The organism is Phascolarctobacterium faecium DSM 14760, assembly GCF_003269275.1.
Classification (GTDB): Bacteria; Bacillota; Negativicutes; order Acidaminococcales; family Acidaminococcaceae; genus Phascolarctobacterium; species Phascolarctobacterium faecium.
Genome location: NZ_QLTS01000001.1, coordinates 475,712 through 500,756 on the forward strand (window position 1 = coordinate 475,712; position 25,045 = coordinate 500,756).

25 protein-coding genes are annotated in these 25,045 nt (G+C 47.5%); 5 read left to right on the plus strand and 20 right to left on the minus strand.

All coding sequences use genetic code 11. The features are described 5' to 3' along the window. Positions 1-3: 3 nt before the first annotated feature. The gene (gene rbsB / locus C8D73_RS02265) at positions 4-921 is read left to right on the plus strand and encodes a ribose ABC transporter substrate-binding protein RbsB (protein WP_113077178.1); all 918 of its coding nucleotides are present in this window, start codon (positions 4-6) and stop codon (positions 919-921) included. Between the two features lie 130 nt (positions 922-1,051). On the opposite strand, the gene C8D73_RS02270 is transcribed toward rbsB, so the two are convergent. The 4 genes from C8D73_RS02270 to C8D73_RS02285 all read right to left on the minus strand — a co-directional run bounded on the left by C8D73_RS02270 (position 1,052) and on the right by C8D73_RS02285 (position 7,354). Then, on the minus strand, positions 1,052-1,291 hold the full coding sequence (locus tag C8D73_RS02270) for a helix-turn-helix domain-containing protein (protein WP_113077179.1): 240 nt from the start codon (positions 1,289-1,291) through the stop codon (positions 1,052-1,054). 95 nt (positions 1,292-1,386) lie between these two features. Then, positions 1,387-4,308: an autotransporter outer membrane beta-barrel domain-containing protein gene (locus tag C8D73_RS02275; protein ID WP_170123153.1), complete on the minus strand. Its 2,922-nt coding sequence runs from the start codon at positions 4,306-4,308 to the stop codon at positions 1,387-1,389. A 114-nt stretch (positions 4,309-4,422) separates the two neighbouring features. After that, positions 4,423-6,810, minus strand: coding sequence for an autotransporter outer membrane beta-barrel domain-containing protein (locus tag C8D73_RS02280; protein ID WP_113077181.1), 2,388 nt, complete (start codon positions 6,808-6,810; stop codon positions 4,423-4,425). 343 nt (positions 6,811-7,153) lie between these two features. Beyond that, positions 7,154-7,354, minus strand: a complete 201-nt coding sequence (locus C8D73_RS02285) for a helix-turn-helix domain-containing protein (RefSeq protein WP_113077182.1) — start codon at positions 7,352-7,354, stop codon at positions 7,154-7,156. Between the two features lie 191 nt (positions 7,355-7,545). On the opposite strand from C8D73_RS02285, the gene C8D73_RS02290 reads away from it, so the two are divergent. Next, entirely contained in the window at positions 7,546-8,103 is a 558-nt protein-coding gene (locus C8D73_RS02290; RefSeq protein WP_170123154.1) for an RNA polymerase sigma factor, read from the plus strand. Between the two features lie 273 nt (positions 8,104-8,376). Here the strand turns inward: C8D73_RS02290 and rplS are convergent, their stop codons facing one another. From rplS to smc, 11 genes are all read right to left on the minus strand, one after another. Continuing rightward, entirely contained in the window at positions 8,377-8,718 is a 342-nt protein-coding gene (rplS, locus tag C8D73_RS02295) for a 50S ribosomal protein L19 (RefSeq protein ID WP_021717253.1), read from the minus strand. A gap of 124 nt (positions 8,719-8,842) precedes the next feature. Then, a complete protein-coding gene (locus C8D73_RS02300; protein ID WP_211305765.1) occupies positions 8,843-9,415 on the minus strand; it encodes an RNA methyltransferase in 573 nt (190 codons plus the stop codon). After that, positions 9,408-10,151: a tRNA (guanosine(37)-N1)-methyltransferase TrmD gene (gene trmD / locus C8D73_RS02305; RefSeq protein ID WP_021717251.1), complete on the minus strand. Its 744-nt coding sequence runs from the start codon at positions 10,149-10,151 to the stop codon at positions 9,408-9,410. Before trmD ends, C8D73_RS02300 begins: the two co-directional genes overlap by 8 nt. Beyond that, on the minus strand, positions 10,148-10,669 hold the full coding sequence (gene rimM, locus C8D73_RS02310) for a ribosome maturation factor RimM (protein WP_227202360.1): 522 nt from the start codon (positions 10,667-10,669) through the stop codon (positions 10,148-10,150). Before rimM ends, trmD begins: the two co-directional genes overlap by 4 nt. After that, positions 10,653-11,057, minus strand: coding sequence for a YlqD family protein (locus C8D73_RS02315; RefSeq protein WP_021717249.1), 405 nt, complete (start codon positions 11,055-11,057; stop codon positions 10,653-10,655). Before C8D73_RS02315 ends, rimM begins: the two co-directional genes overlap by 17 nt. A 23-nt stretch (positions 11,058-11,080) precedes the next feature. Further along, positions 11,081-11,308 carry a KH domain-containing protein gene (locus tag C8D73_RS02320; RefSeq protein WP_021717248.1) on the minus strand — a complete coding sequence of 76 codons (228 nt, stop codon included), beginning with the start codon at positions 11,306-11,308 and terminating at the stop codon, positions 11,081-11,083. Positions 11,309-11,327: 19 nt separating this feature from the next. Continuing rightward, on the minus strand, positions 11,328-11,597 hold the full coding sequence (gene rpsP / locus C8D73_RS02325) for a 30S ribosomal protein S16 (protein ID WP_021717247.1): 270 nt from the start codon (positions 11,595-11,597) through the stop codon (positions 11,328-11,330). Positions 11,598-11,635: 38 nt separating this feature from the next. Continuing rightward, positions 11,636-12,985: a signal recognition particle protein gene (gene ffh / locus C8D73_RS02330; RefSeq protein WP_021717246.1), complete on the minus strand. Its 1,350-nt coding sequence runs from the start codon at positions 12,983-12,985 to the stop codon at positions 11,636-11,638. 2 nt (positions 12,986-12,987) lie between these two features. Beyond that, the gene (gene ylxM, locus C8D73_RS02335; RefSeq protein ID WP_113077185.1) at positions 12,988-13,353 is read right to left on the minus strand and encodes a YlxM family DNA-binding protein; all 366 of its coding nucleotides are present in this window, start codon (positions 13,351-13,353) and stop codon (positions 12,988-12,990) included. A gap of 76 nt (positions 13,354-13,429) precedes the next feature. After that, positions 13,430-14,347, minus strand: coding sequence for a signal recognition particle-docking protein FtsY (ftsY, locus tag C8D73_RS02340; protein ID WP_021717244.1), 918 nt, complete (start codon positions 14,345-14,347; stop codon positions 13,430-13,432). A gap of 4 nt (positions 14,348-14,351) precedes the next feature. Continuing rightward, a complete protein-coding gene (gene smc / locus C8D73_RS02345; RefSeq protein WP_170123155.1) occupies positions 14,352-17,912 on the minus strand; it encodes a chromosome segregation protein SMC in 3,561 nt (1,186 codons plus the stop codon). A 321-nt stretch (positions 17,913-18,233) separates the two neighbouring features. Between smc and C8D73_RS02350 the strand changes: the two genes are divergently transcribed. Beyond that, entirely contained in the window at positions 18,234-19,427 is a 1,194-nt protein-coding gene (locus C8D73_RS02350) for a pyridoxal phosphate-dependent aminotransferase (protein WP_113077187.1), read from the plus strand. A 52-nt stretch (positions 19,428-19,479) separates the two neighbouring features. On the opposite strand, the gene C8D73_RS02355 is transcribed toward C8D73_RS02350, so the two are convergent. Beyond that, positions 19,480-19,977, minus strand: coding sequence for a DNA-deoxyinosine glycosylase (locus C8D73_RS02355; RefSeq protein WP_113077188.1), 498 nt, complete (start codon positions 19,975-19,977; stop codon positions 19,480-19,482). Beyond that, positions 19,970-20,983: an elongator complex protein 3 gene (locus C8D73_RS02360; protein ID WP_113077189.1), complete on the minus strand. Its 1,014-nt coding sequence runs from the start codon at positions 20,981-20,983 to the stop codon at positions 19,970-19,972. Before C8D73_RS02360 ends, C8D73_RS02355 begins: the two co-directional genes overlap by 8 nt. Before the next feature lie 224 nt (positions 20,984-21,207). Here C8D73_RS02360 and C8D73_RS02365 point away from each other — a divergent pair, with 224 nt between their 5' ends. Beyond that, the gene (locus tag C8D73_RS02365) at positions 21,208-21,648 is read left to right on the plus strand and encodes a MarR family winged helix-turn-helix transcriptional regulator (RefSeq protein WP_113077190.1); all 441 of its coding nucleotides are present in this window, start codon (positions 21,208-21,210) and stop codon (positions 21,646-21,648) included. Positions 21,649-21,657: 9 nt separating this feature from the next. Continuing rightward, entirely contained in the window at positions 21,658-21,981 is a 324-nt protein-coding gene (locus C8D73_RS02370) for a DMT family transporter (protein WP_021717238.1), read from the plus strand. A gap of 53 nt (positions 21,982-22,034) precedes the next feature. Here the strand turns inward: C8D73_RS02370 and rnc are convergent, their stop codons facing one another. Genes rnc through C8D73_RS02385 form a run of 3 tightly spaced genes read right to left on the minus strand, consistent with a single transcriptional unit; the run spans position 22,035 to position 25,004 of the window. After that, positions 22,035-22,763 carry a ribonuclease III gene (gene rnc, locus C8D73_RS02375; RefSeq protein WP_021717237.1) on the minus strand — a complete coding sequence of 243 codons (729 nt, stop codon included), beginning with the start codon at positions 22,761-22,763 and terminating at the stop codon, positions 22,035-22,037. 20 nt (positions 22,764-22,783) lie between these two features. Next, positions 22,784-24,037, minus strand: coding sequence for a beta-ketoacyl-ACP synthase II (gene fabF, locus C8D73_RS02380; protein WP_113077192.1), 1,254 nt, complete (start codon positions 24,035-24,037; stop codon positions 22,784-22,786). A 16-nt stretch (positions 24,038-24,053) separates the two neighbouring features. Continuing rightward, on the minus strand, positions 24,054-25,004 hold the full coding sequence (locus tag C8D73_RS02385; RefSeq protein WP_021717235.1) for an NAD(P)H-dependent flavin oxidoreductase: 951 nt from the start codon (positions 25,002-25,004) through the stop codon (positions 24,054-24,056). Positions 25,005-25,045 lie beyond the last annotated feature (41 nt).

Here is a 25,045-nt window from a genome sequence, read left to right on the forward strand (position 1 = left end):
CCAATGAAAAAAATCTGGACTCTTTTAGTAGCTGCCATCACAGTACTGGCAGTGCTCACTTCCGGCTGCGGCAGCAGTGACAAAGCTGCAAAACCCGCTGACGGCAAAAAAACAACTACCATCGGCTTCTCCATCTCCACACTCAACAACCCCTTCTTCGTATCCGTACGTAAAGGCGTTGAAGAAGAAGCAAAAAAACTCGGAGTCAATGTTAAAATCGTCGATGCGCAAAACGATCCCGCAAAACAGGCCAATGATATTTCTGACCTGATCCAGCAAAAAGTAGACGTACTGCTCATCAACCCGGTCGACTCCGCAGCAGTATCAACTTCTGTGGCAGCTGCCAACAAAGCCAGCATCCCCGTTCTGGCGCTCGACCGCAGCGCCGATAAAGGCACAGTAGCCTCCTTCATCGCTTCTGACAACGTCAAAGGCGGCGAAATGGCAGCCGAATACATCATCCAAAAACTTGGTGAAAAAGTAAAAGTAGCCGAGCTCGAAGGCATCCCCGGCGCATCTGCGACCCGCGAACGCGGCGAAGGCTTCCATAAAGTAGCCGACCAAAAACTTACAGTTGTTGCCAAACAATCTGCTGATTTTGACCGCAGCAAAGGCCTGACTGTCGCTGAAAATATGCTGCAGGCCAACCCTGATATCCAGGCTATTTTCGCTCAAAATGACGAAATGGCACTGGGCGCTATCGAAGCAGCCAAAAGTGCTAACAAAAAAATCTTTATCGTTGGCTTTGACGGCACCCAAGACGGCCTGAAAGCAGTAGAAGCAGGCACTATGGCCGCAACTATCGCTCAACAGCCCGAACTGATGGGCCAGCAGGGTCTGGACGCTGCTGTAAAAGTAGCCAAAGGCGAAAAAGTTGAAGCTAAAATAGGCGTACCGCTCAAACTTGTAGACAAAAAATAATTACTGCCCTTTGACAATTTGGACAAACATAAAAACCCCGGCGCAATGCGCCGGGGTTTTGTTTTATCCTGCACAGGCTTCTGAAATAAACGCCTTCCTTTTAAAAGCTGTACTTCAAATCAACCAACCTTTATCCATTCCCCTTAGACTCAGTGTCTGTTCCTATCAGCAGTTCATCAATCGTACAGCCAAGCAGCTTACGCAAACTCAAAAGCAAACGTAAACTTGGCGACAGGCGACCATTTTCCACATTACATAAATGCGACTGCGATACACCTATCTGTTTTGCCAAATCAGACTGGCTGATATCAGCACGCAGCCTGCGAATCTTGATTTCCATCCCCATTTTTCTGTAATCTATTTTTTCCATATTCTTCCTCCGCTCTCAGCAGCTGTAAGAAGTATCGTCAGCATCAAATTATTTTTCTGCTGCCATACTGCCTGCCAACTACTCAACTTACTGCCTTAGAAGCTGTAACGAAAGCCTACATTGGCTCCCCAGTTTTTAGTTACGTCACCGCCAAAACTGCGTTCCACATCACCGTACAGCTCAAAGTTTTTACCTAAAGTAATATTGCCTCCGATGCCTACTTCGAGCCAGGTATTGCCGTAATCTTTGTCTGCGCTGTAACTTTCACCATTAGCAGCCAGCATGGTGACACTGCTGTTGCCGCTGAACTCGTGCAGAACCGAAGCCTTGACATAAACATCACCTCTGCTGAAGGCTTTACCGGCCACAATACCTAAACGACCGATAAAGCTGTTAAGATCGTCATAAGCCACTTTTACACCTTTATTACTAATGTAATCATAGCCGTCGATACGACCAAAAGTCAGCTGAGCCTGCGGCTCAAAATAAACATTATTACCGCCGTCAAAACGTTTGCTATACTCAACACCTATCGAAGTCGCATCGGTCGAATAATCGCCCTGATCGCTGTATTTACCATAGATATCCATATCACCATAAATACGGCCGCGTTTAACTACAATGTCTAAAGCGCTGTTATCTTTGCCCTGCAACGTTCCATACAAACTTACAGCTCCAATTTTGTTCTTGCCGCTGCCGCTGGTATAATTCAGGCTGCCGTCGCTGTATTCGTAGGCAGCGCCCACAAGCCAGTCACCAGCCTGAGCGTCATAACCAAACTGATAAGTTTTATATTTATTAGTAAATTCATCGCCGCCCAGCTTACCGCCGAACATTCTTGCCCAAACACCGTTATCGGCGCCGCTCTGCAGCTCGCCTAAACGCTGGCGCAGCGTACCGTTACCTTCGACCCAGGCGCCGTAAGCAACCCGATGACTGCCGGACATAACATCCACGCTGTTGACGTTAGTTTTACCAAGCGAACCGATTACCCAATCATATTTGCCATCATTTTCCTTATCTGCCAGGGTAATATCAAATTCGTACAAGCCATTAGCATAAACAGAATCTGAAACGGCAAACTTGGTATCAGCCGCTGCTCCCTTTACCAAAACCGCATGGTTTCTTGCCGCAGCCTCCAACCCGCCAGTCGAAACGATTTTAATAGCATTAGTGCCGGCCGCAGAATTTTTATCAATAGTCAGCTTGTCGCTGTAACTGCCGCCACCGTCAACAGCACCTGCGTTCATTACAAAGGTTCCGTCTGCAGCAGTCATATTATCAACCTGCAGGCTACAGTAACGCCCGCTGTCGGCAGTCATATTGACTACTGAGCCTTTGCCTACCGTAAGGTCGGTGAGCGAAGAATTGCCCTTCATATCCCAATAAGAGCCATTGGTAAATTGCAAATCATTGATACTGCCCTCTGTCTTATAGCTTCTGCCAGAAAAATAGGACTGCGCCGTATCAAAATTTATTTTTACCGTTCCGTATGTTAACTCATGGGCACTGTTATACATCGCACTGGAACCAACAGTGCCTTCCAGCTTGACGTCATTACCACCGGCCATGTTGACTTCCACCTTGCCGCCTTCAGCAATCATGGCCGCGCCAAGATTACCGTTTTTAACAGTCAAGCCTTTGGCAAAAGCAACTTCCGCATCGGTACGGCTGTAAATGCCATACATCTTGGTATTGCTGTTCCCGGCATGGGTGGTCGTTGTAATCCTCGCATCATCGGCAAAAGCTACTTTACTGTGTTCCTGGGCATAAACGCCGTACATAACGGAGCCGTCATTCTCACCGCCTACAGCGATGTCCGCCTTGCCCGCAACCTTCACTTCGCCCAAAGAATTGGCTTCTATTCCTTCAACATACCTTCCGTTGCCCTGAGCATCAATTTTTAAATCGCCCTGGATGTTTATCGTACCCTTACCATTTAATTCAATACTGGTAATGTCAGCCCCTACGGACCTGGCTGTAATCGTTAAATCCCCATACTCTGTTGCAGATTCCCATTGTCTCACACCACGAACGTCAGTGTTGTTTGCCGTGTTAGAGGTAAGGGTAAGTTCAGTATCGCCAAAACTACCCGTAACACCGGTGCTGTCTATGTTAATGCCATAAACATTATATTCGCCCAATATTTCTATCTTAGTACTGTCACTGACATTAGCTGAATCGTGCTCACCCATCAGGTATATCCCTGAACCGGAACCATTCACTGCTTTGCCATAGATAGCCAGGTTTTTGACCTGCAAAGTATTGATATCACCAGAATAATTTAAGTTATTGGCTCTGATGCCATCGACACCGGCAGCTTCCAAATGTATGTCCAGGTCACCCGCCAGCTCCATTTTAGAACCATTGTACAAAGTAACACCGGCAGCATAATCCATCTGCTGCATTACATTATCTTTATTGATATTGACTGTTAAATCTCCGCCTTTAATACTGGCTTCACTGCCAGTACCAGCGCTGGATCCATCAACAAAAACACCATTGGCATAACTTTCAGCAGCATTACTGTTTATCGTAATCACAGAGCCGATATCTGTTCCTAAATCTACTTTCCCCTGCGTCTCGACACGCAGGCCATGGCGCCAGGCCTGAGCTTCGCCGGACTGATTATTCGTGCCAAGTCCGTTAATAGTCAGCTCGATACCCTTTTTAGCGTCCAATTTTGATACGCCGTCCACAAAAATACCGTTATAACCATAAGTGTCCCCAGCATCCGACAGCGTAACCGTCACCCGTTCAGTAGCCGTTGTCGTATTATTTCTGCCATAAGTATAAATGCCGGCGCAGTTTTTTCCCGGATCATCCATGGTAATCGTGATTTTATCGTAAGTTGCGCCCCAAGTTCCTGTACTTAAAGTATCAGTACCGGTATAATCAGATGCCCAGGCTGCGTTGTCCCCCCCGAATGTGCAAACATACGCGGTGCTTGCAATAATCAACGATTGCAGTACTTTCTTACGTAATTCACTGTTTTGTTTTTGATTATATTTCTGCATCGAACCAATCTCCCTAAATTGTTTTATAAATCGCATCCGCTTTACCCCGCTCTAAAAGCGGGGCTGATAACATAATTTTTTAAAATAATTTTATATCTTCATTGCCGTCCTGCCTTAGAAGCTGTAACGGAAGCCTACGTTGGCTCCCCAGTTTTTAGTTACGTCACCGCCAAAACTGCGTTCCACATCACCGTACAGCTCAAAGTTTTTACCTAAAGTGATATTGCCTCCGATGCCTACTTCGAGCCAGGTATCGCCGTAATCAAAATCATTACTCAAAGCAGCACCGTTCCTATCTTGCATACTTGCACTGCCGTCCCCATAAAATTCATGCAGTACAGAAACTTTAGTATAAATGCAGCCTTGTTCCAGTTGCTTGCCGACAGCTATCCCTAATCGTCCAACTAAAGAATCAATACCTTCATTAGCAACAGCAATATTTTTAGATGTACCATAACTGTTGCCATTGATATGCCCATAAGTGAACTGTGCCTGGGGCTCAAAAAACATTCCGTTTTTCTGCGCAATCCGTTTGTTATATTCAACACTCAACGAAGTTGCATCAGTTTCATAATCGCCGCTGTCAGGATACTGAATGAAGGTATTGATATCGCCATAGATACGACCGTGTTTCAATATGATATCCCAAGCAGCACCATCATTTTGCTGTAAGGTACCATACAGACTCAAAGCTCCGATTTTATTCTCACCGCTGCTGCCGCTGCCTTTAACATTACCCTGCGTATATTCATACGCCGCACCGACTTTCCAGTTTCCCGCCTTTATATCATAACCAACCTGATAAGTATGATATTTATCACTGAAACCGTTTCCATCCAACTTACCCCCAAAGATGCGTGCCCATGCTCCCTGCTCAGCGTTCTGATGCAGTGCACCCAAGCGGCTGTGCAGATTACCATTGCCGTTGACCCAGGCATAATATAAAGGTGCATTTGCCCCTGCTACCGCCAGTGCGTCACCAACAACCCTGCTGTCCAAATCTCTGACGTACCAGTTCTTCTGTCCGCCTGCCACAGCAGAATCAAGTACCGGCGTATATTCGTAAATACCGCCGCCATAAGTAGTTTCACCCACAAAGTCAGCATCACCGGTAACAGTAATAAAAGTATTTTCAGGCTTCAGCTCTTTCCCCACCAGCGAACTGATATTATTTATCGTTATCCCATGAATGCCTTTATCAGAAGCGGCAACGGTTATTTTGTCACTGTCACTCCCGTCGTTATCAACAATAAAACTGCCGCCTGTACCAGTAAGCTTTTGAATAGCAAGAGTACTAAACGCACCCCGGTCACCGCTCAGATCGATTTTGCCGCCAGCAGCCGCATTCAGATCGGTAACGCTCGAAGTTCCTGTAAGACGCCAAGCTGCACCGTCCGTAACAGCAAGCTTAATAACTCCGTCATCATACAAACTTGTGCTGCCGTTAAAAACAGAGCCGGCAGTATTCAAGTTAACATTGACCACCCCTTTAATATCACTTTCAATGTCACCGAAAATAACAACCTCATTAGCACCGGCTGCTGAACCCTGATTGATAGTTACAATACCTTCAGCGCTGGTATCGCTGTTGCCCGCGGCAGAGATAGCCGTACCTCCTGCCGCATTGATGTATACTCCTTTTTGGAAATCGATCGAGCTGTCTTCAGTAACCGAGCTACCATCAAAATAAGTGCTGACACCGTAAACGTAGCCTGTACCGGTCGCAGTTATTACGGCAGTATCTTCAAAAACTACCTTGCCGCCATTTAAAGCAGAAACCGTTTCTGTGTAGTCAGTACTTTGAGCCGCCAGTTCAGTTTGTTCTTTAAAAGTAATAACGCCCTCGGCATCAGCTACAACAGCCCTGGCATTCCCACCGCCAGCAGTAACTTTTATAAGATTTGCACCGCCGGTTTCACCAAGCGTTATCCGGCCTTTGCCTTCCGTATCGTCAATATATTTATGCGCCAGCAGACCCAAAGCGGCGCCGGTATCTGAACTGACTGTCAACTGTAGGGCTTTGCCGGTAACATTTATCTCAGCAGAACCAACTGCGATAACAGCATTAGACATGCCGTTTTGATTGACAAGCCCTGCGCCATAACCAAAACCGCCGTCCTGACCCTGTGTTGCATGCTGTGCCAGATCGGCAGCTTGCCCTATACCGTCTTTCCCAACAACAGCCCGGACTGTCATATTGCTCAGAGAAATAGTTTTACCTGTCATATCACCGCTGGCGAAGATTTTTTCGTTATCGGTATAAGCAGAGTGATATTGGGATACATAAACATTTGATCCTTCATAGTTTTTACGAGCAGTATCCAGTTTACCGCCACTCTTATTTTGCTCTGCGTAAATTTCCAGACTGATAGGATTATTTATGGCGCCAAAACCGCCGTCGGCCGCCCATACCTGGCTCGGCACAGCCACCCATGCCATTCCCATTACAGCCAGCGTTACTGCTGCTGCCAGCTGTTTTTTATTACTTGTTTTCAAATACACCAAAATCAACTCCTTAAAATTTGTTGAACAATATATTTCTTCGGCTGACGCCGCAGGAACCAAAGCTTTTGCCTGACTTCAATACGCTGTTTTTAAATCAATATTTTAAAACAAAAGTCATATTTAACTTGTTTTATATTGTATTTTTTAACTATTTTATATAATTCTTTAGTTATTTTATCACAGATGTCCCCCCCGACAAGACACGAGAAGGCTATTTTTAAATTTTTTTCTGCGCCGCGTTATTACGCTCCGCGGCACTTGCGCTGCAGCGCAAGTGCGTGTACGTACTTCACCAGCAGCCCGGCGAAAACATCGAAAAAAAATAGCCTGCCAAAGCAGACTAAATTTTGATCATTATAGACACTTCAAATTCCAGCACCTGCTGCAACCGTGTCAGTACGGCCACAGTTGTGCTGACCTCGCCGCGTTCGATACAGCCATAGTGCTTGGCCGATAAGCCTACTGCTTCAGCGATCTGTTCCTGGGTCAGCTTTTTATTTAGCCGCGCTGTTTTCAGCTGCCGGCCTATATATTTTTGCATGCTATCCCTCCCGCCATTATTTTAAGCAGTAAAGGCATAAAATTAACACCTGATTGTATAGGGTGTTAATTTTCGTCGCAAAAGTTTAGACTGTTTGTTGTTGCGCGCGACGTTTTACAGTATAGCCGGGTATCATAAAATTATAGAGAGAACTGATCGTTATAAAAAATTTACCTGAACAGGCAGAGAGATTGAAAGCATTGATAACCGCCGCCCAGGCTGGTGATAAAGCAGCACTGCTGCAGTTATGCGCGGATTTTAAGCCGCTTTTAAAAAGCGAGGCCCGCCGTGAGATGTTTTACCGGTCGCTGGGAAAAGACGCAGAAGGTATCGCCGTTCTGGCCTTTATCGAGCTGGTTTTGCAGTATAAGGGCGCTGATTTTGAAAACTGGCCCGGACTGGCACGCTGTAAGGTGCATTTTGCTGTTTTTGACGCGATGCAGAAGCAGGGCAGAATTTGGGAAAACGAAACCCCGACAGATACGGACAGCGAAGCCGGAATCGCCCTGCTGGAGACAGGCTGTGCAGCAGGTGAGCGTCTGGACGAGCTGGCACGTTTTTTACTTTCACTGGAACTGCAGGAAGCGCTGCGGCAGTTAAGTGCAGAACAGAGGAAAATACTGACGCTGCTGTTTTTAGATGACCTGAAGCCGACCGAGGTGGCAGGACGTCTGGGCTGCACTGTACGCAACGTTACTAAGCACCGGCTAAAAGCACTTGATAAAATGCGGCAGCTTTTGGCGCATTAAGGATCAGGCAAATAAAAAACAGACATTCACGAAACGTGAATGTCTGTTTTTTTATTTAGACAACTGCAAATTGCTCAATTATTGCGGTAATGCTATTGATATTTCAGCCGCTACTTTTCAATAACTATTAAGTAAGATGCACATTTTTACTTACCTATATGGTAATGCTGTTTTTATCCATTATGGTAGAATTTATCTTGATTAAAATACAAAAAGACCCTTTCAGCTGAACTGAAAGGGTCTCTTGATTTACGATCTGTAATTTGATACCGATTATCTGCGTTCGCGAATACGAGCAGCTTTACCGGTAAGGCTGCGCAGATAGTAGAGTTTTGCTCTGCGAACGATACCACGACGGGAAACTTCGATTTTCTCCAAACGTGGGCTGTGGATCGGGAATGTTCTTTCAACGCCTACGCCGTAAGAAATACGACGAACGGTGAACATTTCACGAACGCCGGCGCCGCTGCGTGCAATTACTACACCTTCGTACATCTGTACGCGTTCACGAGTACCTTCGACTACTTTTACATAAACTTTTACGGTGTCGCCTGCACGGAAGTCAGGGATGTCGGAACGAAGCTGTTCTTGTTCCAATACTTCAATAATATTCATAATTTCCTCCTCGAATCATAGACGTTCATGTGCGAACACACCACAGCGGACCGTCCGTTTTACACAAATGACATTATATCATACTGTTCAATTAGTTGCAATTATTTTTTGAGCATTTTGACAGTTATTTTTCCCACCAGGCCTCACCGGCCAGCCGGTCTAAAATAATCGCAGCCGCAGAGCGCACACACAGGTGATTATAGTCGCAGGGACCATAAACAGGTTCAAGTACATAATCAAAACTGTTCATTGTTTCCTGTTCCATACCAAAGCCGGTGCCAAAAAGCAGCAGCAGAGGTTTATCACCGCAGTGCAGCAACTTTCGTACAAAGCCATAGGTCACTGTATTAGGATAGGTGCGGGCATCGGTAGTAATCGTAACCGGCGCCTGCCCCTCTATTTCAGTAACCGCGGCAATAGCCGACTCAATGCTGGACGTATAGGTTACACGTTCCAGCGCGTTGCTGCGGTCAGGATTATAGGTTTTGCCGTAACCATGCTGCCAATAGTCAGTTATCCTTTTGATGATTTCAGCCTGTACCTCCAGCGGATGGATCAAAAAATATTTTTTGACATCATAGGTGCGAGCGGTACGCGAAATATCGTGGATATCGAAGTTAGTGACGGCAGTAGCAATGACCTGCATATTTTTATTGTAAATAGGATAATGCACCAGCCCCAGATAAAGGTTAGCCATTATTATCACCTGCGAGTTCCTGTTTGATTTCGTTAAGCAGCAACACATCCTCTTTGCCAAGCTCTGCAAGCAGATCAGGCCTGTGCAGATAAGTAGCTTTAAGGGCTTCTTTACGGCGCCAGCGATTGATCAGAGCGTGATTGCCGTTACGCAGCACTTCCGGTACTTCCAGTCCTTCAAATTCCACCGGCCGGGTGTACTGAGGATATTCCAGCAGTCCCGTACTGAAAGAGTCTTCAACGGCACTGGCCATTTTTCCAAGCACGCCCGGTATAAAGCGCGCTACAGCGTCCATAACTATCAGTGCCGGCAGTTCGCCGCCGGTAAGTACATAGTCGCCAATGGAAAGTTTTTCATCGACCCAGTTGAAGATCCGTTCATCGAAGCCTTCATAATGACCGCAGACCAGAATTAGATCCTGGCCGCTGCGGGCATATTCTTCAACGATATCCTGCTTTAATGTGCGCCCGCCCGGGCACATGGCAATAACCCTCGCTGCAGGCAGCTGCTGTTTGGCCATGCGGATAGCCGCTACCATCGGCTCTGGCTTCAAAACCATGCCGGCACCGCCGCCAAAGGGCGTATCGTCCACTGTACGGTGCCTGTCAGTTGCAAAATCGCGCGGATTGATGCAGCTGACTTCTACAAGTCCCGCATCGACGGCGCGTTTGATAATGCTGTGACCAGCCGCTTGTTCAATTTGTTCAGGAAATAAGGTAATAAAGAGAAATCTCACGGTGCATCTGTCCATTCAGGTAATTCGACCACGATCTTACGGTCTGTAATATTGATTTCCTTAACGTGCTTTTTGAGGGCCGGGACGAGGATATCCTTGCCTTCCGGTACAGCAATAACGTAAACGTCGTTGCTGCCGGTGCTGAGCACGTCTTTCAATGTGCCGAGCTGTGTTCCTGCCGTATCGAATACGGGCAGTCCGAGCAGGTCGGCTACATAATATTCGCCTTCTTCAAGCTGAGGCAGATCTTCACTGTTGATTAAAACCTTTTTGCCGCGCAGCAGTTCGGCATCGTTCATTGTTTCCACACCCCTGCATTTCATCAGTACCATACGTTTATGGAACCGGGCAGAGGTGATCTGAAGCGAACGGCCGTCTTCGAGCAGCAAAGAGGAAAGCTCTAAAAATTGTTCAGGATGATCTGTCTGCGGCAGAATACGAATATCGCCCCGCACACCGTGCGGAGCGATAATAGTGCCAATAACTACTTGTTTTTCCATATCATTCGCGGAAAGCAATGATCTTGCCATCCTCAGTGAGGATCTCAGCGCCCATCAGAGCGTCGATATCAGTGCCTATGGTGATCTCGACAGTACGTTCAAGTGTACCGTGACCGATCTCCGCACCGATCTCCAAGGCTTCAGCGCGTTTAAGTTTATCTTCGGCTTCTGCTTTAGCGGCATTGATCTTGTTTCTTTCCATTTCAATCTGCTCACGCAGTGAAGGAAGTACGCTCAGGTCGCTGGCGGCCTGAGAAAGAGCTTTTTTGGCTTGGAATTCGAAGTGCTCGATATCCAGATTAATCGTTTTTATGGTGTTTTGGACATCTCCAATAATTTTCAACTTGAGATCTTCTGTTACTTTTGCTTTTATTGCAACCGGAACACGTACAAACATTTTATCCATATCGTTTACCATCCTTATACGTCTTAGACAATCTCTACGACAACTTTTACATTCTCACGGGTTGCAACAGCTTTCATGACAGTTCTGATTGCTTTAGCAATGCGGCCCTGTTTTCCAATAACTTTACCCATATCTTCAGGAGCAACATGGAGGCGAAGCACCGTTGATGTTCCGGTGGTTTCCTCCTCCACGACTACTGCAGACGGATTACTCACTAGAGACTTGGCCATGACTTCTACCAATTCTTTCATGCAAATCACGCCTCATTTCTTATTTTGCTTTAGATTCAGCATATTTTTTCATGATGCCGTCTTTGCTGAAAAGGTTTTTAACGGTATCAGTAGGTTGTGCACCTTTAGCCATCCAGGAAAGAGCTTTCTCTTCGTCGATCTTTACGGTAGCGGGTTGTACAGTGGAATCATAGAAACCAATGCTTTCGATGATGCGGCCGTCACGCGGAGAGCGGGAGTCAGCAACAACGATACGGTAAAAAGGAGCTTTTTTAGAGCCCATACGTTTTAAACGGATTTTAACTGCCATGTCTATTTCACCTCCTTAAACCAGATGTTGATTTAAATTTATTTGTTCATAAAAGGCATTTTGAAACCGCCTTTTGAAGCAAACTTAGCCATACCCTGCATCTTTTTCATCATCTTTTTGCTTTCTTCAAAGTTTTTGAGAAGCTTGTTGACATCCTGCACGCGCATACCGCAGCCTGCTGCGATACGTTTACGGCGGCTGCCGTTGATGATATCGGGATGACGGCGTTCTTTCGGGGTCATGGAACGGATGATGGCTTCAACGCGGTCGAATTCTTTTTCGTCAACGTTGGCTTCTTTCAGCTTTTGGCTGATGCCGCTCATACCGGGGATAAGCCCCAAAATAGTTTCCAGCGAGCCCATTTTTTTGACCTGCTGCATTTGTTCCAGGAACTGCTCGAGCGTGAATTCGTCTTTGCGCAGTTTCTTTTCCATTTCCAAAGCTTTGGCAAGGTCGGTCGTGGACTGGATCTTTTCGATCAGAGACAGGATATCGCCCATGCCCAGAATACGGGATGCCATACGGTCGGGATGGAAAGGTTCCAAAGCGTCAAGCTTTTCACCCATACCGACAAATTTGACCGGGCGTCCGGTAACTGCTTTTACTGACAATACAGCACCGCCTCTGGCGTCGCCGTCGAGCTTGGTAACGATAAGTCCGTCTATGCCCAGCTCGCCGTTGAAGCTTTCGGCTACAGTGACTGCGTCCTGGCCTGTCATCGCATCGACAACCAGCAATATTTCATGCGGATTGACGGCAGCTTTGATATTGCGCAGTTCGTCCATCAGTTCTTCGTTGATATGTAAGCGGCCCGCGGTATCGATGATTACCGTGTCGCAAGCCAGTGAGAATGCTTTATCCATTGCCTTGCGCGCTATCTCGACCGGTGATACCTGATCGCCAAGAGCAAAGACAGGCAGTGAGAGCTGTTCGCCCAGAACCTGTAATTGTTTGATAGCCGCAGGACGGTAAACGTCGCCCGCTACAAGCAACGGCTTTTTGCCTTTTTTCCGCAGCAGGCTGCCAAGCTTGCCGGCGGTAGTAGTTTTACCAGCGCCCTGCAGACCTACCAGCATAATGACTGTAGGCGGTTTGTCCGCTACGGTGAGCTTGCTTTGTGTGCCGCCCAAAAGCTGGGTCAGTTCGTCGTTGACGATCTTGATGATCTGCTGACCGGGAGTCAGGCTTTGCTGAACTGTTTCGCCCAGCGCGCGTTCTTTGATATTGGCAACAAAATCTTTAACGACTTTAAAGTTGACGTCGGCTTCAAGCAGAGCCATCCGCACTTCGCGCAGAGGCGCTTTAAGATCGTCTTCTGTTATTTTGCCGCTGCCGCGGAACATTTTTATCGCATTTTGCAGTCTTTCAGATAAATTTTCAAAAGCCATTTTTACCTACTTTCGCCGCTCAATTCGTCTAAAATGCGGCGTACTTGTTGAAGTTCTACCGAACCACCGCTTTGGGCAAGGTGGTCAGCCAGCAGCCGGCTCATTTCTTCCAGCAGCTTTTTATCGTGATCATCGCGGGCCAGCAGCGCCAGTTTGCTTTCATAGCGTTCCAGAGTATGCTCTACCCGTTTGATAAGGTCATGTATCGCTTGTCTTGATACTTCAAGTTCATCGGCTATCTCAGCCAGCGAAAGGTCGTCGCAGAAATACAGCTCCAGACATTTTTGCTGTTTTTCGGTGAGCAGGCAGCCGTAGGCATCGAACAAACGTCCTAACCGTACTCTTTGCTCCAAACTGTTTTCCTGCATTTCAATCACCAAAATCTTTACATATTTTATCCGACTTTGGTATTATATCGAAAATCGTAGAGGCTGTCAAGCATTTTTACTTGTCACCATCAAACAAGGCGTCGACAAATTTATCGGCTTCAAAGGGCCGGAAATCCATAATGCCTTCGCCGACACCGATCCACTTAACAGGCAAGCCAAGTTCTTCTTTGATAGCAATAACGACACCGCCTTTAGCCGTACCGTCGAGCTTGGTCAGCACAACACCGGTGACGTTGGCGGTTTCCATAAAGACTTTGGCCTGATTGATAGCGTTCTGCCCTGTCGTTGCATCCAGCACGAGAAAGGTTTCATGCGGAGCTTCTGGTATCTCGCGTTTGATGATGCGGTGTACTTTCTCCAACTCGTTCATCAGATTGGTTTTATTATGCAGCCGTCCGGCAGTGTCAATAAAAAGTACGTCGACATTGCGGGCAATAGCAGCTTTGACAGCGTCAAAAACCACGGCAGCCGGATCAGCGCCTTCTTCGTGACGGATAACTTCGCAGCCGGCACGCTCCCCCCAAATCTGCAGCTGTTCGGCAGCGGCGGCACGGAAGGTATCGCCGGCAGCCAGCATGACTTTGTATTTGAACAGATGAAAATAGTTGGCCAGCTTGCCGATAGTAGTGGTTTTACCAACACCATTGACGCCCACGACAAGAATAACCGTAGGTTTGGCACCGATACGGGTACGCTGTCCTTCGTCCTGCAGCATTTCGGCAATATATTTTTTGAGGAACGGCATAACCTGCTCCGTCCCCTCGATTTCTTTCTTTTTAGCAGCCTGACGAACAGCATCGATAAGCTTTTCTGTGGTTTTGACACCAACATCACCGCTCAGAAGGATCATTTCCAGTTCTTCTAGAAAGTCTTCATCGACTTTAGCCGACATACCTACAAGTTCTTCGATGCGGTCAGTAAAGTTGCGGCGGGTCTTGCTGAGTCCGTCTTTCAGTCGTTCTAAAAATCCCATGTTCTCACTCCTTTTCGCTCAATTTGACAGATAGTAATTTAGAAACACCGGATTCTTCCATGGTAACGCCGTGCAGAACATGCGCGGCTTCCATAGTGCCTTTGCGGTGTGTGATAACAATAAACTGCGTGCTTTCGGCATAGGCTGCCAGGAATTTCGCAAAGCGGTCAACGTTAGCTTCGTCAAGCGCCGCATCTATTTCGTCAAGGATACAGAAGGGCGAAGGCTGATAGCTGAGCAGAGCGAACAGCAGGGCGATAACCGTCAGGGCCCGCTCGCCGCCTGATAGCAGGAAGAGGCTCTGCAGTTTTTTACCGGGAGGCTGCACTTCGATATCGATGCCGCTGCCTAAAACATTATTAGGGTCAGTAAGTTTTAAAGCAGCAGTACCGCCGCCGAATAAACGCACATAACAGTCGGAAAAATATTCGTTTATTTTTCCGAAGGCCTCTTTGAAGCGTTTGGCCATACCGGAGTTGATTTCGCTGATAACTGCTTCCAGATTGGCTTTGGCCTCTGAAAGATCGCTGTATTGACGCTGTAAAAATTCGTAGCGCTCGCTGACAGCTTCATATTGTTCGATTGCCGCAGGATTTACCGGGCCTAAGGTTTCAATTTCACGCTCCAGACGCAGTTCACGCCGACGTAAAGCCGCATCGCTTTCATCCAGCAGATCACCGCTGGCACGTGCTTCGTCCAGAGTAATACGGTATTCAGTCGCCAGCTGTTCCAGAGCATGGTCATAGTCGCTGTTTTGACGTACCATTTCCATCGCTGCCTGATTGCGCCTGGTTTCAGCAACAGTCAGTTCTTTTTTCAAAGAATCCAGCCTCTCGCCTGCCACTGCCTGCTTTTCAGTAATGGCAATACGTTTGGCCCCGAATTCATCTTTACCGCCGACAACGGTCTGTAATTCGGCCAGTAATGCGGTACTGCTGGCAGCCAGCTGTTCAGTGCTGGTTTTGCTGGCCGTTATCACGTCAAGCAAATGCTTTTGCTCGTCTTCATTAGCAGCGAGTTCCTGCTGCATACGCCCCATATCGGCATCAAGCTGCTGCATCCGCTCGGCCATCATCGTAGTCCGTGCGGCAGTCGATTCCAGTTCGACCCTGGCATCCTGCAGACGATTGCGGATAGATGCCAGCGCGCTGTGGTCTGCGGCCGTTTGTTTCTGCAGATCATCCAGCAGCTGTTTGCCCTGTGCGTCTTCGGCTTCCAGAGCCGTTAGCTGCGGGCGCAGGTCGGTAAGCTGCTGGCGAGCTGCCATATATTCCTGAGAAACCTGATTACGGTCATCCAGCAGAAGCTCCAGCCGTTCCGCAGCCTGACGCTGCTCTGCGCTTAAACGCTCCAGAGCTACGCCCAGTTCAGCTTTGCGGATTTCCTTCTGCTGCAGGTCCTGGCGCAATTCCACCAGTTTGTTGTTATAAACTTTTAAGGTGCCTTCGTGTTCTTCAAGCAGCTCCTGATATCCCAACAGCTCACGGCGCAAGACACCTGCCTTTTTTTCCTGTTCGTCGATCTCTTTGCCGCGCGACAGAAAGCCGGCTTCCTTCTGCTGCCTGCTGCCGCCGGTCAGCGAACCGCCGGCATTGACGACATCTCCCGCCAAAGTAACGACTCTGGTACGAAAGCTGCTTTTTTTGGCGGCTGCCAAAGCGGCATCCATATTGTCCGCTACCAGCACCCGACCCAGCAAAAATTTAAAGATCGGCGCCAGTTTTATATCATAACCGATCAGATCGGCAGCAAATCCCCGAATACCCGGCAGTTTTGCCAGTGCCTCTTCTTCACTGCGGCGTTCATAATATTTGATAGTATCAAGCGGCAGGAAGGTCGCCCGGCCGGCCTGACGCTGTTTAAGATAGGAGATAGCCTTTTTGGCGGCTTCCGAACTGCCCATAACAAGGTTCTGCGCCGCTCCTCCTAATGCAGTTTCTATTGCAACTACATATTCAGGCTGCACTTCGATCAGTTCGGCGGCAACACCGATAACGTCACTGCGCCAGGGTTCCTGCGACTGCAGCACTGTTTTGATCCCATAGCCAAAGCCTTCATAGCTTTTCTGCATATTCTGCAGCAGGTTCAAACGACTTTCCAGCGCTGTGATCCTGTTTTGACAGTCTTTATGCTGCGACAGAACTTTATTCAGCGCTTCGGTTTCTTCGGCAGCTTTCGCGCTCACTTCCCTGCCATCGCGTTTAATAAGCTCCAAAGAGTTTTCTACATTGCTCTGCTCATCGTTCATATTACGGTAACGGGTCTGCAGTTCTTCGCCTGCGGTTTCTGCTTCGGCGATGCTCTTTTTAAGGGCGTCACGCTTACGCATCCACTGTTCCTGCTCCTGCTCCAGTCTACGGATCTCATTCCGCAGATTGACCATTGTACGCATATTATCGAAAGCAGCTGTTTTCATATCTTCCATTGCCGCTTCAGCTTCGCTGATACGTGTTTCTTTTTCTGCCTGTTCTCCGGTCAGCCTGCTTACCAAAAGCTGTGCGGCAGCCTGCTGCGCTTCTAAACGGTCATAATCCACGACCATCGTTTTGAGCTGAGTATCCAAAGCTGCGATCTGTTCCTGCAGCTTTTTGCCCTGCTCTTCCAAACGCAGTCCTGATTTTTCGCTTTGCCGAACACGCTCTGCCAACACAGCTTCCTGACCACGCAGTTTTTCCAGAGCTGTTTCTTTTTCTTTGATATCGTCCTGAATACGGTTATAGGCTTCACTGAGCTTATCCAGCTCCATTTGTAAGGCACTGCATTCAGCTTCCTGTGTGCTGACGGCAGTAGCGCGTTCCAGTACTTTATTTTCAAGTTCGGCATCCTGTGTGTTCAGCTTCTGCCGAATATTTTCAATATTTTCTATCTTGTGCACAAATTGGGTCAGTTTGCAGGCACGCAGTTCTTTATCCAGCAGATTGAATTTGCGTGTTTGTTCTGCAGCCAGGCGCAGAGGCTCGACCTGACCTTCGACTTCGGCTTTGATGTCGTTGATGCGGGTCAGGTTGGCAGCGGTATCGTCCAGACGCCGCATAGCTTCTTTTTTACGCATCCTGAACTTGGCAATACCAGCGGCTTCTTCAAACAAAGCACGGCGTTCTTCAGGACGGCTGTTCAGTATTTCATCGATCTTATTCTGACCGATAATAGACATAGAACCACGTCCCAGACCAGTATCTGCCAAAAGGTCAAGAATGTCTTTTAAACGGCAGTTCTTTTTATTGATGGAGTATTCGCTGTCACCGCTGCGAAAAACGCGGCGGGTAATGCTTACTTCATCAAAATCAAGGCTGAGGCGATGGTCGCTGTTGTCAAAAACCAGCGTCACTTCGGCAACACCCAAAGGCCTGCGCTTGCCGCTGCCGGAAAAAATAACATCTTCCATTTTGCTGCCGCGCAGATATTTGGCGCTTTGCTCGCCCAGTACCCAGCGGATCGCATCAGAAATGTTGCTCTTGCCGCTGCCGTTAGGTCCAACGATTGCCGTAATGCCCGAACCGAAGCTTAATTCAATTTTATCTGCAAAGGATTTGAATCCATAAGTCGAAAATGACTTTAAATGCACAAAATCACCCAATCTGCAATATTCTATCAGTATATTTTACCATAGATGAAGGTTTCATACAATTATATGACTCAACGCACTTTTTTAATCAAATGCTGCCGTTATGCTTAAGAAGCAAAAAGTATTTTTTGAAACACTTTTGCTGTATTTCAGGCCGTTTTGTAAAATATTTTTACATTTTTTTATCCTGATGCTAAAAATAACGATTTAATTATGATATAATATGAACACTTGGCAAGACAGCAGAAATGCTGCCAAGTGCCAGAATAACCCCGGGTCCTGGCGCCCGGACAAAATTTATCAGCAGTGAGGGGATTTTACATGAAACTTTCAGCACGTATCCAAAGTTTGACTTCTTCACCTATCAGAAAGCTGTCGCCGTATGCAGATGCAGCTAAAGCGAAGGGTAAAAAAATCTACCATCTGAATATCGGACAGCCCGATATCAAAACTCCTGACCAGTTTATGGAAAGCATCCGCACTTATGACGAGCAGGTAATTGCTTATGGCAATTCCAAAGGCGAAGGTTTTCTGATCGAAGCGATACGCAAATACTATGCCGAAAAAGGTATGGATTTTGCTGCCGATGATATTTTTATTACCAACGGCGGCAGCGAAGCTTTGATTTTTGCTGTCATGGCCTTATGTGATCCAGGAGACGAGATCATGGTATTCGAGCCGTTTTATGCTAACTATACTACTTTTGCCAGAGAGTTCGGCGCTAAAATCAACGCTGTACAGACAAATGTGACTGACGGTTACCATCTGCCTGACGCTGCTGCTATCGAAGCGCAGATCACGCCCAGAACAAAAGCTGTTTTACTGACTAATCCCGGTAATCCGACCGGTGTTGTTTATACACAGGAAGAAATGGATATGATTTCAGCAATCGTCCGCAAATATGACCTGGCTTTGATCGCTGACGAGGTATACCGTGAATTTGTTTATGACGGCGCTTACCGAAGCTTTGGCACAATGCCCGAGCTTGCCGACAACCTGATCATCATTGATTCGGTTTCTAAACGCTACAGTGCCTGCGGCGCCCGTATCGGCTGCATAATCAGCAAAAACAAAGAGCTTGCCAAGCAGATTATCAAATGCTGCCAGGGCCGTCTGTGCAGCCCGATTCTGGAACAGGTCGGCGCAGCCGCTTTATATACTACTCCCGTCAGCTATCTGGAGGAAGTGAATCAAGAGTACAAAAAACGCCGCGATACGATCGTTGCCGCGCTTAAAGAGCTGCCTGGCGTAGTTGCTTCCGATCCTAAGGGAGCCTTTTATATTATGGTGCAGCTGCCCGTAGACGATGCTGAAAAGTTTGCTATCTGGACTTTGGAAAATTTTGCTATTGATAACGAAACTGTTATGTTCGCTCCCGGCAACGGTTTCTACAGCGACCCTGAGTTGGGGGTTAATGAGGCTAGGCTGGCCTATGTTCTCAATTGCGATGATTTGAAAAAGGCAATTTATATCCTTGGTGAAGCACTGAAGACATATCCAGGAAAAACTAACTGATAACTAAAGTAAAAGCCTTGAATACAAAAAGTATTCAAGGCTTTTTTATTTTTTAACGGCCGGTATTGATAACCTGCCACGCTTCCAAAAGCTTAGTCAGGCTCCAGCGGGCATTAGCAGGGCTGGTAGAAGGCAGGAAATGCACAGTAATCCTCTGCAAATCGAGCTGTCTGGTATATTTTTTAAAGGCGGCGGCAGCTTTGCCTCCATTACAGCAGATAGTATGTATCTGCGGATGATTCTGCAAAAATCCGGCCAGATCGTTAGGCTGCTCGCAGGTAATATCCGAATCAAGACTGCCTTCACGTTCGCAGTAACCCAGTACGTCCCAAAGAGCTATACGGTTATCTAAAAGCATCTGCTTTTTATCCGCATAATCCAAAGGAACCTCAGCATAGCCTAAAAGCATCGTCACCAACGGCCAAAAACGATTCTGCGGATGTCCGTAATACTGCTGCATCTGCAAGGAACGAATACCGGGCATGGAACCGAGAATGAGCAGCCTGCTGTCTGTATCAGCGACCGGGTCAAAGCTCTGACATTCACTCATCGTCCAACCTCCAGCTTATCATAATAAGTTCTGCATCAGGCCTGGCCTTGATATTTACAGGAACCGGTCCTGCAAGCTGCTGCCAGCGCCGCAGATTATTGTTTTTCAGCCCGCGCAGCTTTGATTCCAGCTTGCTCGGGCAGTTTATTACTATGTTTCCCGCGCCTTGGCAAAGCAGCCTCTGCAGCTGCGGAGTCAGTTCGGCATAGAGCAAAAAGCTTTGCACAAGTTCACCAAAAGATGGGTGGAACGGTCCAGCAACAATATTACCTTCACTGCACAACTCTTCATCGGACTGCAAGCCAACACGAATGACTTTTATCCCCGCCAGGGTTAATTTGCTGTATACATAAGCACTTTGCTCAACTGCTGCTTCCAGTGTCAGAGGCTCAAATTCACCACGTTCGTAAATATGCTCAAGCGGCGTGCCTTTTATTACCAGCAAGGGATAAATACGGGCAAAAGAAGGACCGAGCCTGAGCACCTGCTCAACCGTAGCTTTGACGCTGTCAAAGTTTTGACCAGGCATACCTACCATTAACTGCAGACCGATCTCAAAGCCATACTGTTTCAGCAAAGAAACAGCCTTATAAACATCGGTAGCCTGATGCCCCCGCTCTGCCGCTGCCAGAACATTATCGTCCAGCGACTGCACACCCAGTTCTACCGTTTTTACGCCGTGTGCCTGCAGCAGCTCTAACCGGGCGGCATCAATATAATCTGGTCGGGTAGATAAGCGAACACTGCCAATAACACCTTCCGCCAAAAGTTTATCTACAGGTCGGAAAAGTTCTGTCTGCAAGTCGGCCGGCAAACCTGTAAACGAGCCACCGTAAAAAGCCGCTTCGTTGGAAGGGCCCGGTTTGATCCATTGCAGATAGCGTTCGAGCTGCTGCTCTACGTCTCTCGACGACGCAGTCTGCTGACCGCTGATAGTTTTTTGATTACAGAACACGCACTGGTGCGGACAGCCCGCATGCGGTATAAACACAGGTATGATTGCCACTGCCCTGCCTCCTTGCATTAAACGTTTATTATAATGCGGCTTATTAGTGCGCCTGCATTTTTATCAACATGCTTGATAATTGCATTATACCCGTATCACCGCTCCCGGTCAATGCCCGCCATCCGCCCTGGTGTCATTCACAAAATTTTACTTGCCTTTTTTAGAAAATGTTGTTATAATTCAATTAGTCCGATTTCGGACTTTATTAAAAAAGGAGGGCGCTTATGCATAAAGATCTGCAACGGATACGCCACGGCTACTACGACCTTTGGTTCGGCACAAACGCCGTCTATGAACGCTGGGCCAAATCACACGGACTCAATAACAATTTACTACTGACCCTGTATTTGCTGAAGGAATTTCCAAATGACTGTACCCAGCATCTGATCTGCGAAAAACTGATGCTGCCCAAACAGACGGTCAACAGTATTCTGTCCGGATTGGAAGACAAAGGCTTCGTCGAAAAAATAATCAGCCCTACTGATAAACGCGTCAAGCTGTTGGTTTTTACCAGTCAGGGTGCTGCTTATGCCGACGGGCTTTTACAAAAAATGGATGATTTTGAAGAACGGGCGCTGCGTAATATGACCGACGCCCAGCGCAACGCACTGCTGGAAGGCGGCTTTGCCTGGATGAAGGCTTTACGTGACGCCATAGATGATTAGGAGGATATCATGGGATTTGTATATTTAGGTTTAGCTATTGTTTTGGAATTACTGGGCACAACATTTTTGAAATACACACTGGGCTTTACTAAGCTGTCACCTTCGCTGGTAGTAGTTGCAGCTTACACAGGCGCTTTTTATTTTCTGTCCCGTTCACTGCAGTTTATTGATTTGAACATTGCGTATGCAACCTGGGCAGGTATCGGTGTCGTTGCCGCAGCCATCATTTCAATGCTGGTCTTTCACGAAAGCATCAACGCCATCGGCGCCGTCGGTATGGCTTTGGTCGTCAGCGGCGTAGTTCTGCTGAACCTGTATGGACCTTCACACTGAGCTGAACAGCAGACAAAGAAAACCCTTGCCGGTAAACCGGCAAGGGTTTTCTTTTATTTAGGAAAGCCTGTCAAAGGCGCGCCCATTTTTTCAAGAGCGCTTTTAGCAGCCTGCTGTTCCGCTTCCTTTTTCGTCCTGCCTTCGCCTGAACCGATATGTTTACCGTTAACGGAAACAATGGTGGCAAAATGTTTGTTGTGTTCAGGACCTTTGGAACCGATCAGCTCATAGACGATATCAACATCGCCATCCTGCTGCGCAACTTCCTGCAGCCTTGTTTTAAAATCACTGCAAATGCCGTGCGTACAGATAAAATCCAGCTCGGCTTTCATTAACCCCAGTAAAAATACACGGGCTGCTTCCATACCCTGGTCTAAATAATAAGCCCCAAGTACAGATTCAAAAGCGTCGGCCAGGATAGAAGCGCGTTCGCGTCCTCCCGACAAACCTTCTCCCTTTCCTAAAAGCAGGTAATCACCAAGATTTATTTTACGGGCATATTCAGCCAGCGATGCTTCGCAGACGATATGGGCCCTGAGCTTGGTAAGTTCTCCTTCGTTAAGGTTGGGGAAAGTGCAGTACATATATGTACTGACGATAACGCTGAGCACGGAGTCGCCTAAAAATTCTACGCGTTCGTTATGTTCCGGACGCGGTAATTCTTTAGATTCGTGAGCGTATGATGTATGCGTCAGAGCGCTGTTTAGAAGTTCCAGCTTGTGCATTTCGATGCCAAGGCTTTGACAGAACTTCAGCAGCTGCTCTTTGCGCGTGTCTTGCATTTAAATCACTCTATTCTCAATTAAGCTTGATATTTTTTGAAGAGAATGGTGGCATTATGGCCGCCAAAGCCGAAGTTATTGGACAGAGCCGCTCTTACTTCTGCTTTACGGGCTACGTTAGGAACATAGTCGAGGTCCAGACCTTCTTCTAAATCAGGGTCTTCATAGTTGATCGTCGGAGGGATAATACCATTCTCAATGGTCATGACGGTAGCAATTGCTTCTACGCCGCCTGCAGCGCCCAGCAAATGTCCTGTCATGGATTTGTTCGAGCTGATAGTCATTTTATAAGCATGATCGCCAAAAACCTTTTTAGCAGCTAAAGTCTCATTCAAATCATTACGATGGGTAGAAGTACCATGAGCGTTGATGTAATCAACGTCTTCCGGTTTCATACCAGCATCGTCGATAGCCTGCTGCATGCACAGGGCAGGCATTTCACCGCTCGGATCAGGAGCAGTGATGTGATAAGCGTCGGCATTCATGCCAAAGCCTACTACTTCAGCATAGATATGAGCTCCACGTGCCAAAGCATGTTCCAGCTCTTCCATAACTACTACGCCGGCACCTTCACCCATAACAAAACCGTCGCGTTTTTTATCGAACGGACAGGAAGCCTTTTCAGGATGTTCGTTGTTGGTGGAAAGAGCTTTCATGTTACCGAAGCCTGCTATAGCAACAGGAGAAACAGCAGCTTCTGTGCCGCCTGCGATCATAATATCGGCATCGCCATATTGAATAGTGCGCAGAGCGTCGCCGATACAGTTAGTGCCGGTAGCACAAGCTGTGATGATAGCGGTATTAGGGCCTTTAAAGCCTAAAGCAATAGAAATCTGGCCGGCAGGCATATTCGGGATCTCCATCGGAATGAAGAAGGGACTGATTTTGCCTGGACCTTTTTCGCCATATTTTAAAGACTGCTCGAGGAAGGTATGGATGCCGCCAATGCCGCTGCCAACGCAAACGCCGGCACGAACGGGATCAATTTTTTCCAGATCGAGTTCAGCATCTTCCACTGCCAGTTTAGCAGCCGCTACAGCAAACTGGGTCACACGATCCATACGTTTGCCTTCTTTTTTATCGCCATAGTTAGCGAAATCAAAATCTTTAACTTCGCCTGCAATTTTAGTGGTGAAGCCAGGATCAGAAGCATCAAACTGGGTAATGAGACCGATACCGGATTTACCAGCGATCAGATTGCCCCAAAATTCATCTTTGCCGATGCCGATTGGAGTAATCGGGCCAACACCGGTAATAACGACTCGTCTTTTCAAAATAAATCACCTCAAATTAAATTTTTGCTATTTCTTCTTTCAGTCTTCTGAAAATTTCTTTCACGGGTAAAATTTCTTTGATCTTCCACATATTGGCACCTGTAAAAACAAGGCCGGTTTCAACATCGCCCTGCTGAGCTCTGGTGAGCGCGCGGATGATGCAGAAGCTGCGGGAGCATTGTTTAAGGCAGTTATCACAGGTGCGGGGACGCGGCTGCGTACCTTCCAGAACCTGTTTGGCAAAAGGATTAAGGATCGCCCTGCCTTTATAGCCAACGGGACTGTCGATCTGTACAACGTCCTCTTTGGTCATTTTGAGATATAATTCTTTCAGCGCCGGAGCACCGTTGGATTCTTCGCTGGCGGCAAAACGACTGCCCATCTGCACACCGCTGGCACCTAATTTAAGAAGCTCCGCTACAGCTGCGCCGTCAGTAGCTCCGCCGGCGGCGATAACCGGAATATTGACCGCCTTGACAATGTCAGGCAGAATATCTTTGATGGACTGTTGAGTCCCAAGATGTCCTCCCGCCTCTGTTCCTTCCACTACAATAGCGGCTGCACCGAGCTTTTCAGATATTTTAGCTAGTTTGACAGAGGAAACGATGGGCACTACGGCTACGTTATGTTCACGCCCCACGGCGAAAATATCTCTTGAAAAACCGGCACCGGCAACGATCAGGTCAATTTTTTCTTCGGCAGCAGTGGTAATTAGCCCAAGAAATTCGCGGGCCGCAACCATGGCATTAATGCCGATGATGCCTTTCCCGCCGGTAAGCTTTCTGGCCAGCCGGATCTCTTTACGCAGCTCGTCAAACGCCATGCCGGACGCTGCGATGAGTCCTATTCCGCCTTCCTGCGCAACGGCTGCCGCCAAACGCGCGGTAGACAGTCTGATAGCCATTCCGCCTTGTATGATCGGTACTTCGGCTGTCAAATCACCTATTTTAAGTACTGGTAGTTTCAACAAATATCCCCCATTTCAGGACTACTGCAACTGTCAGGGAA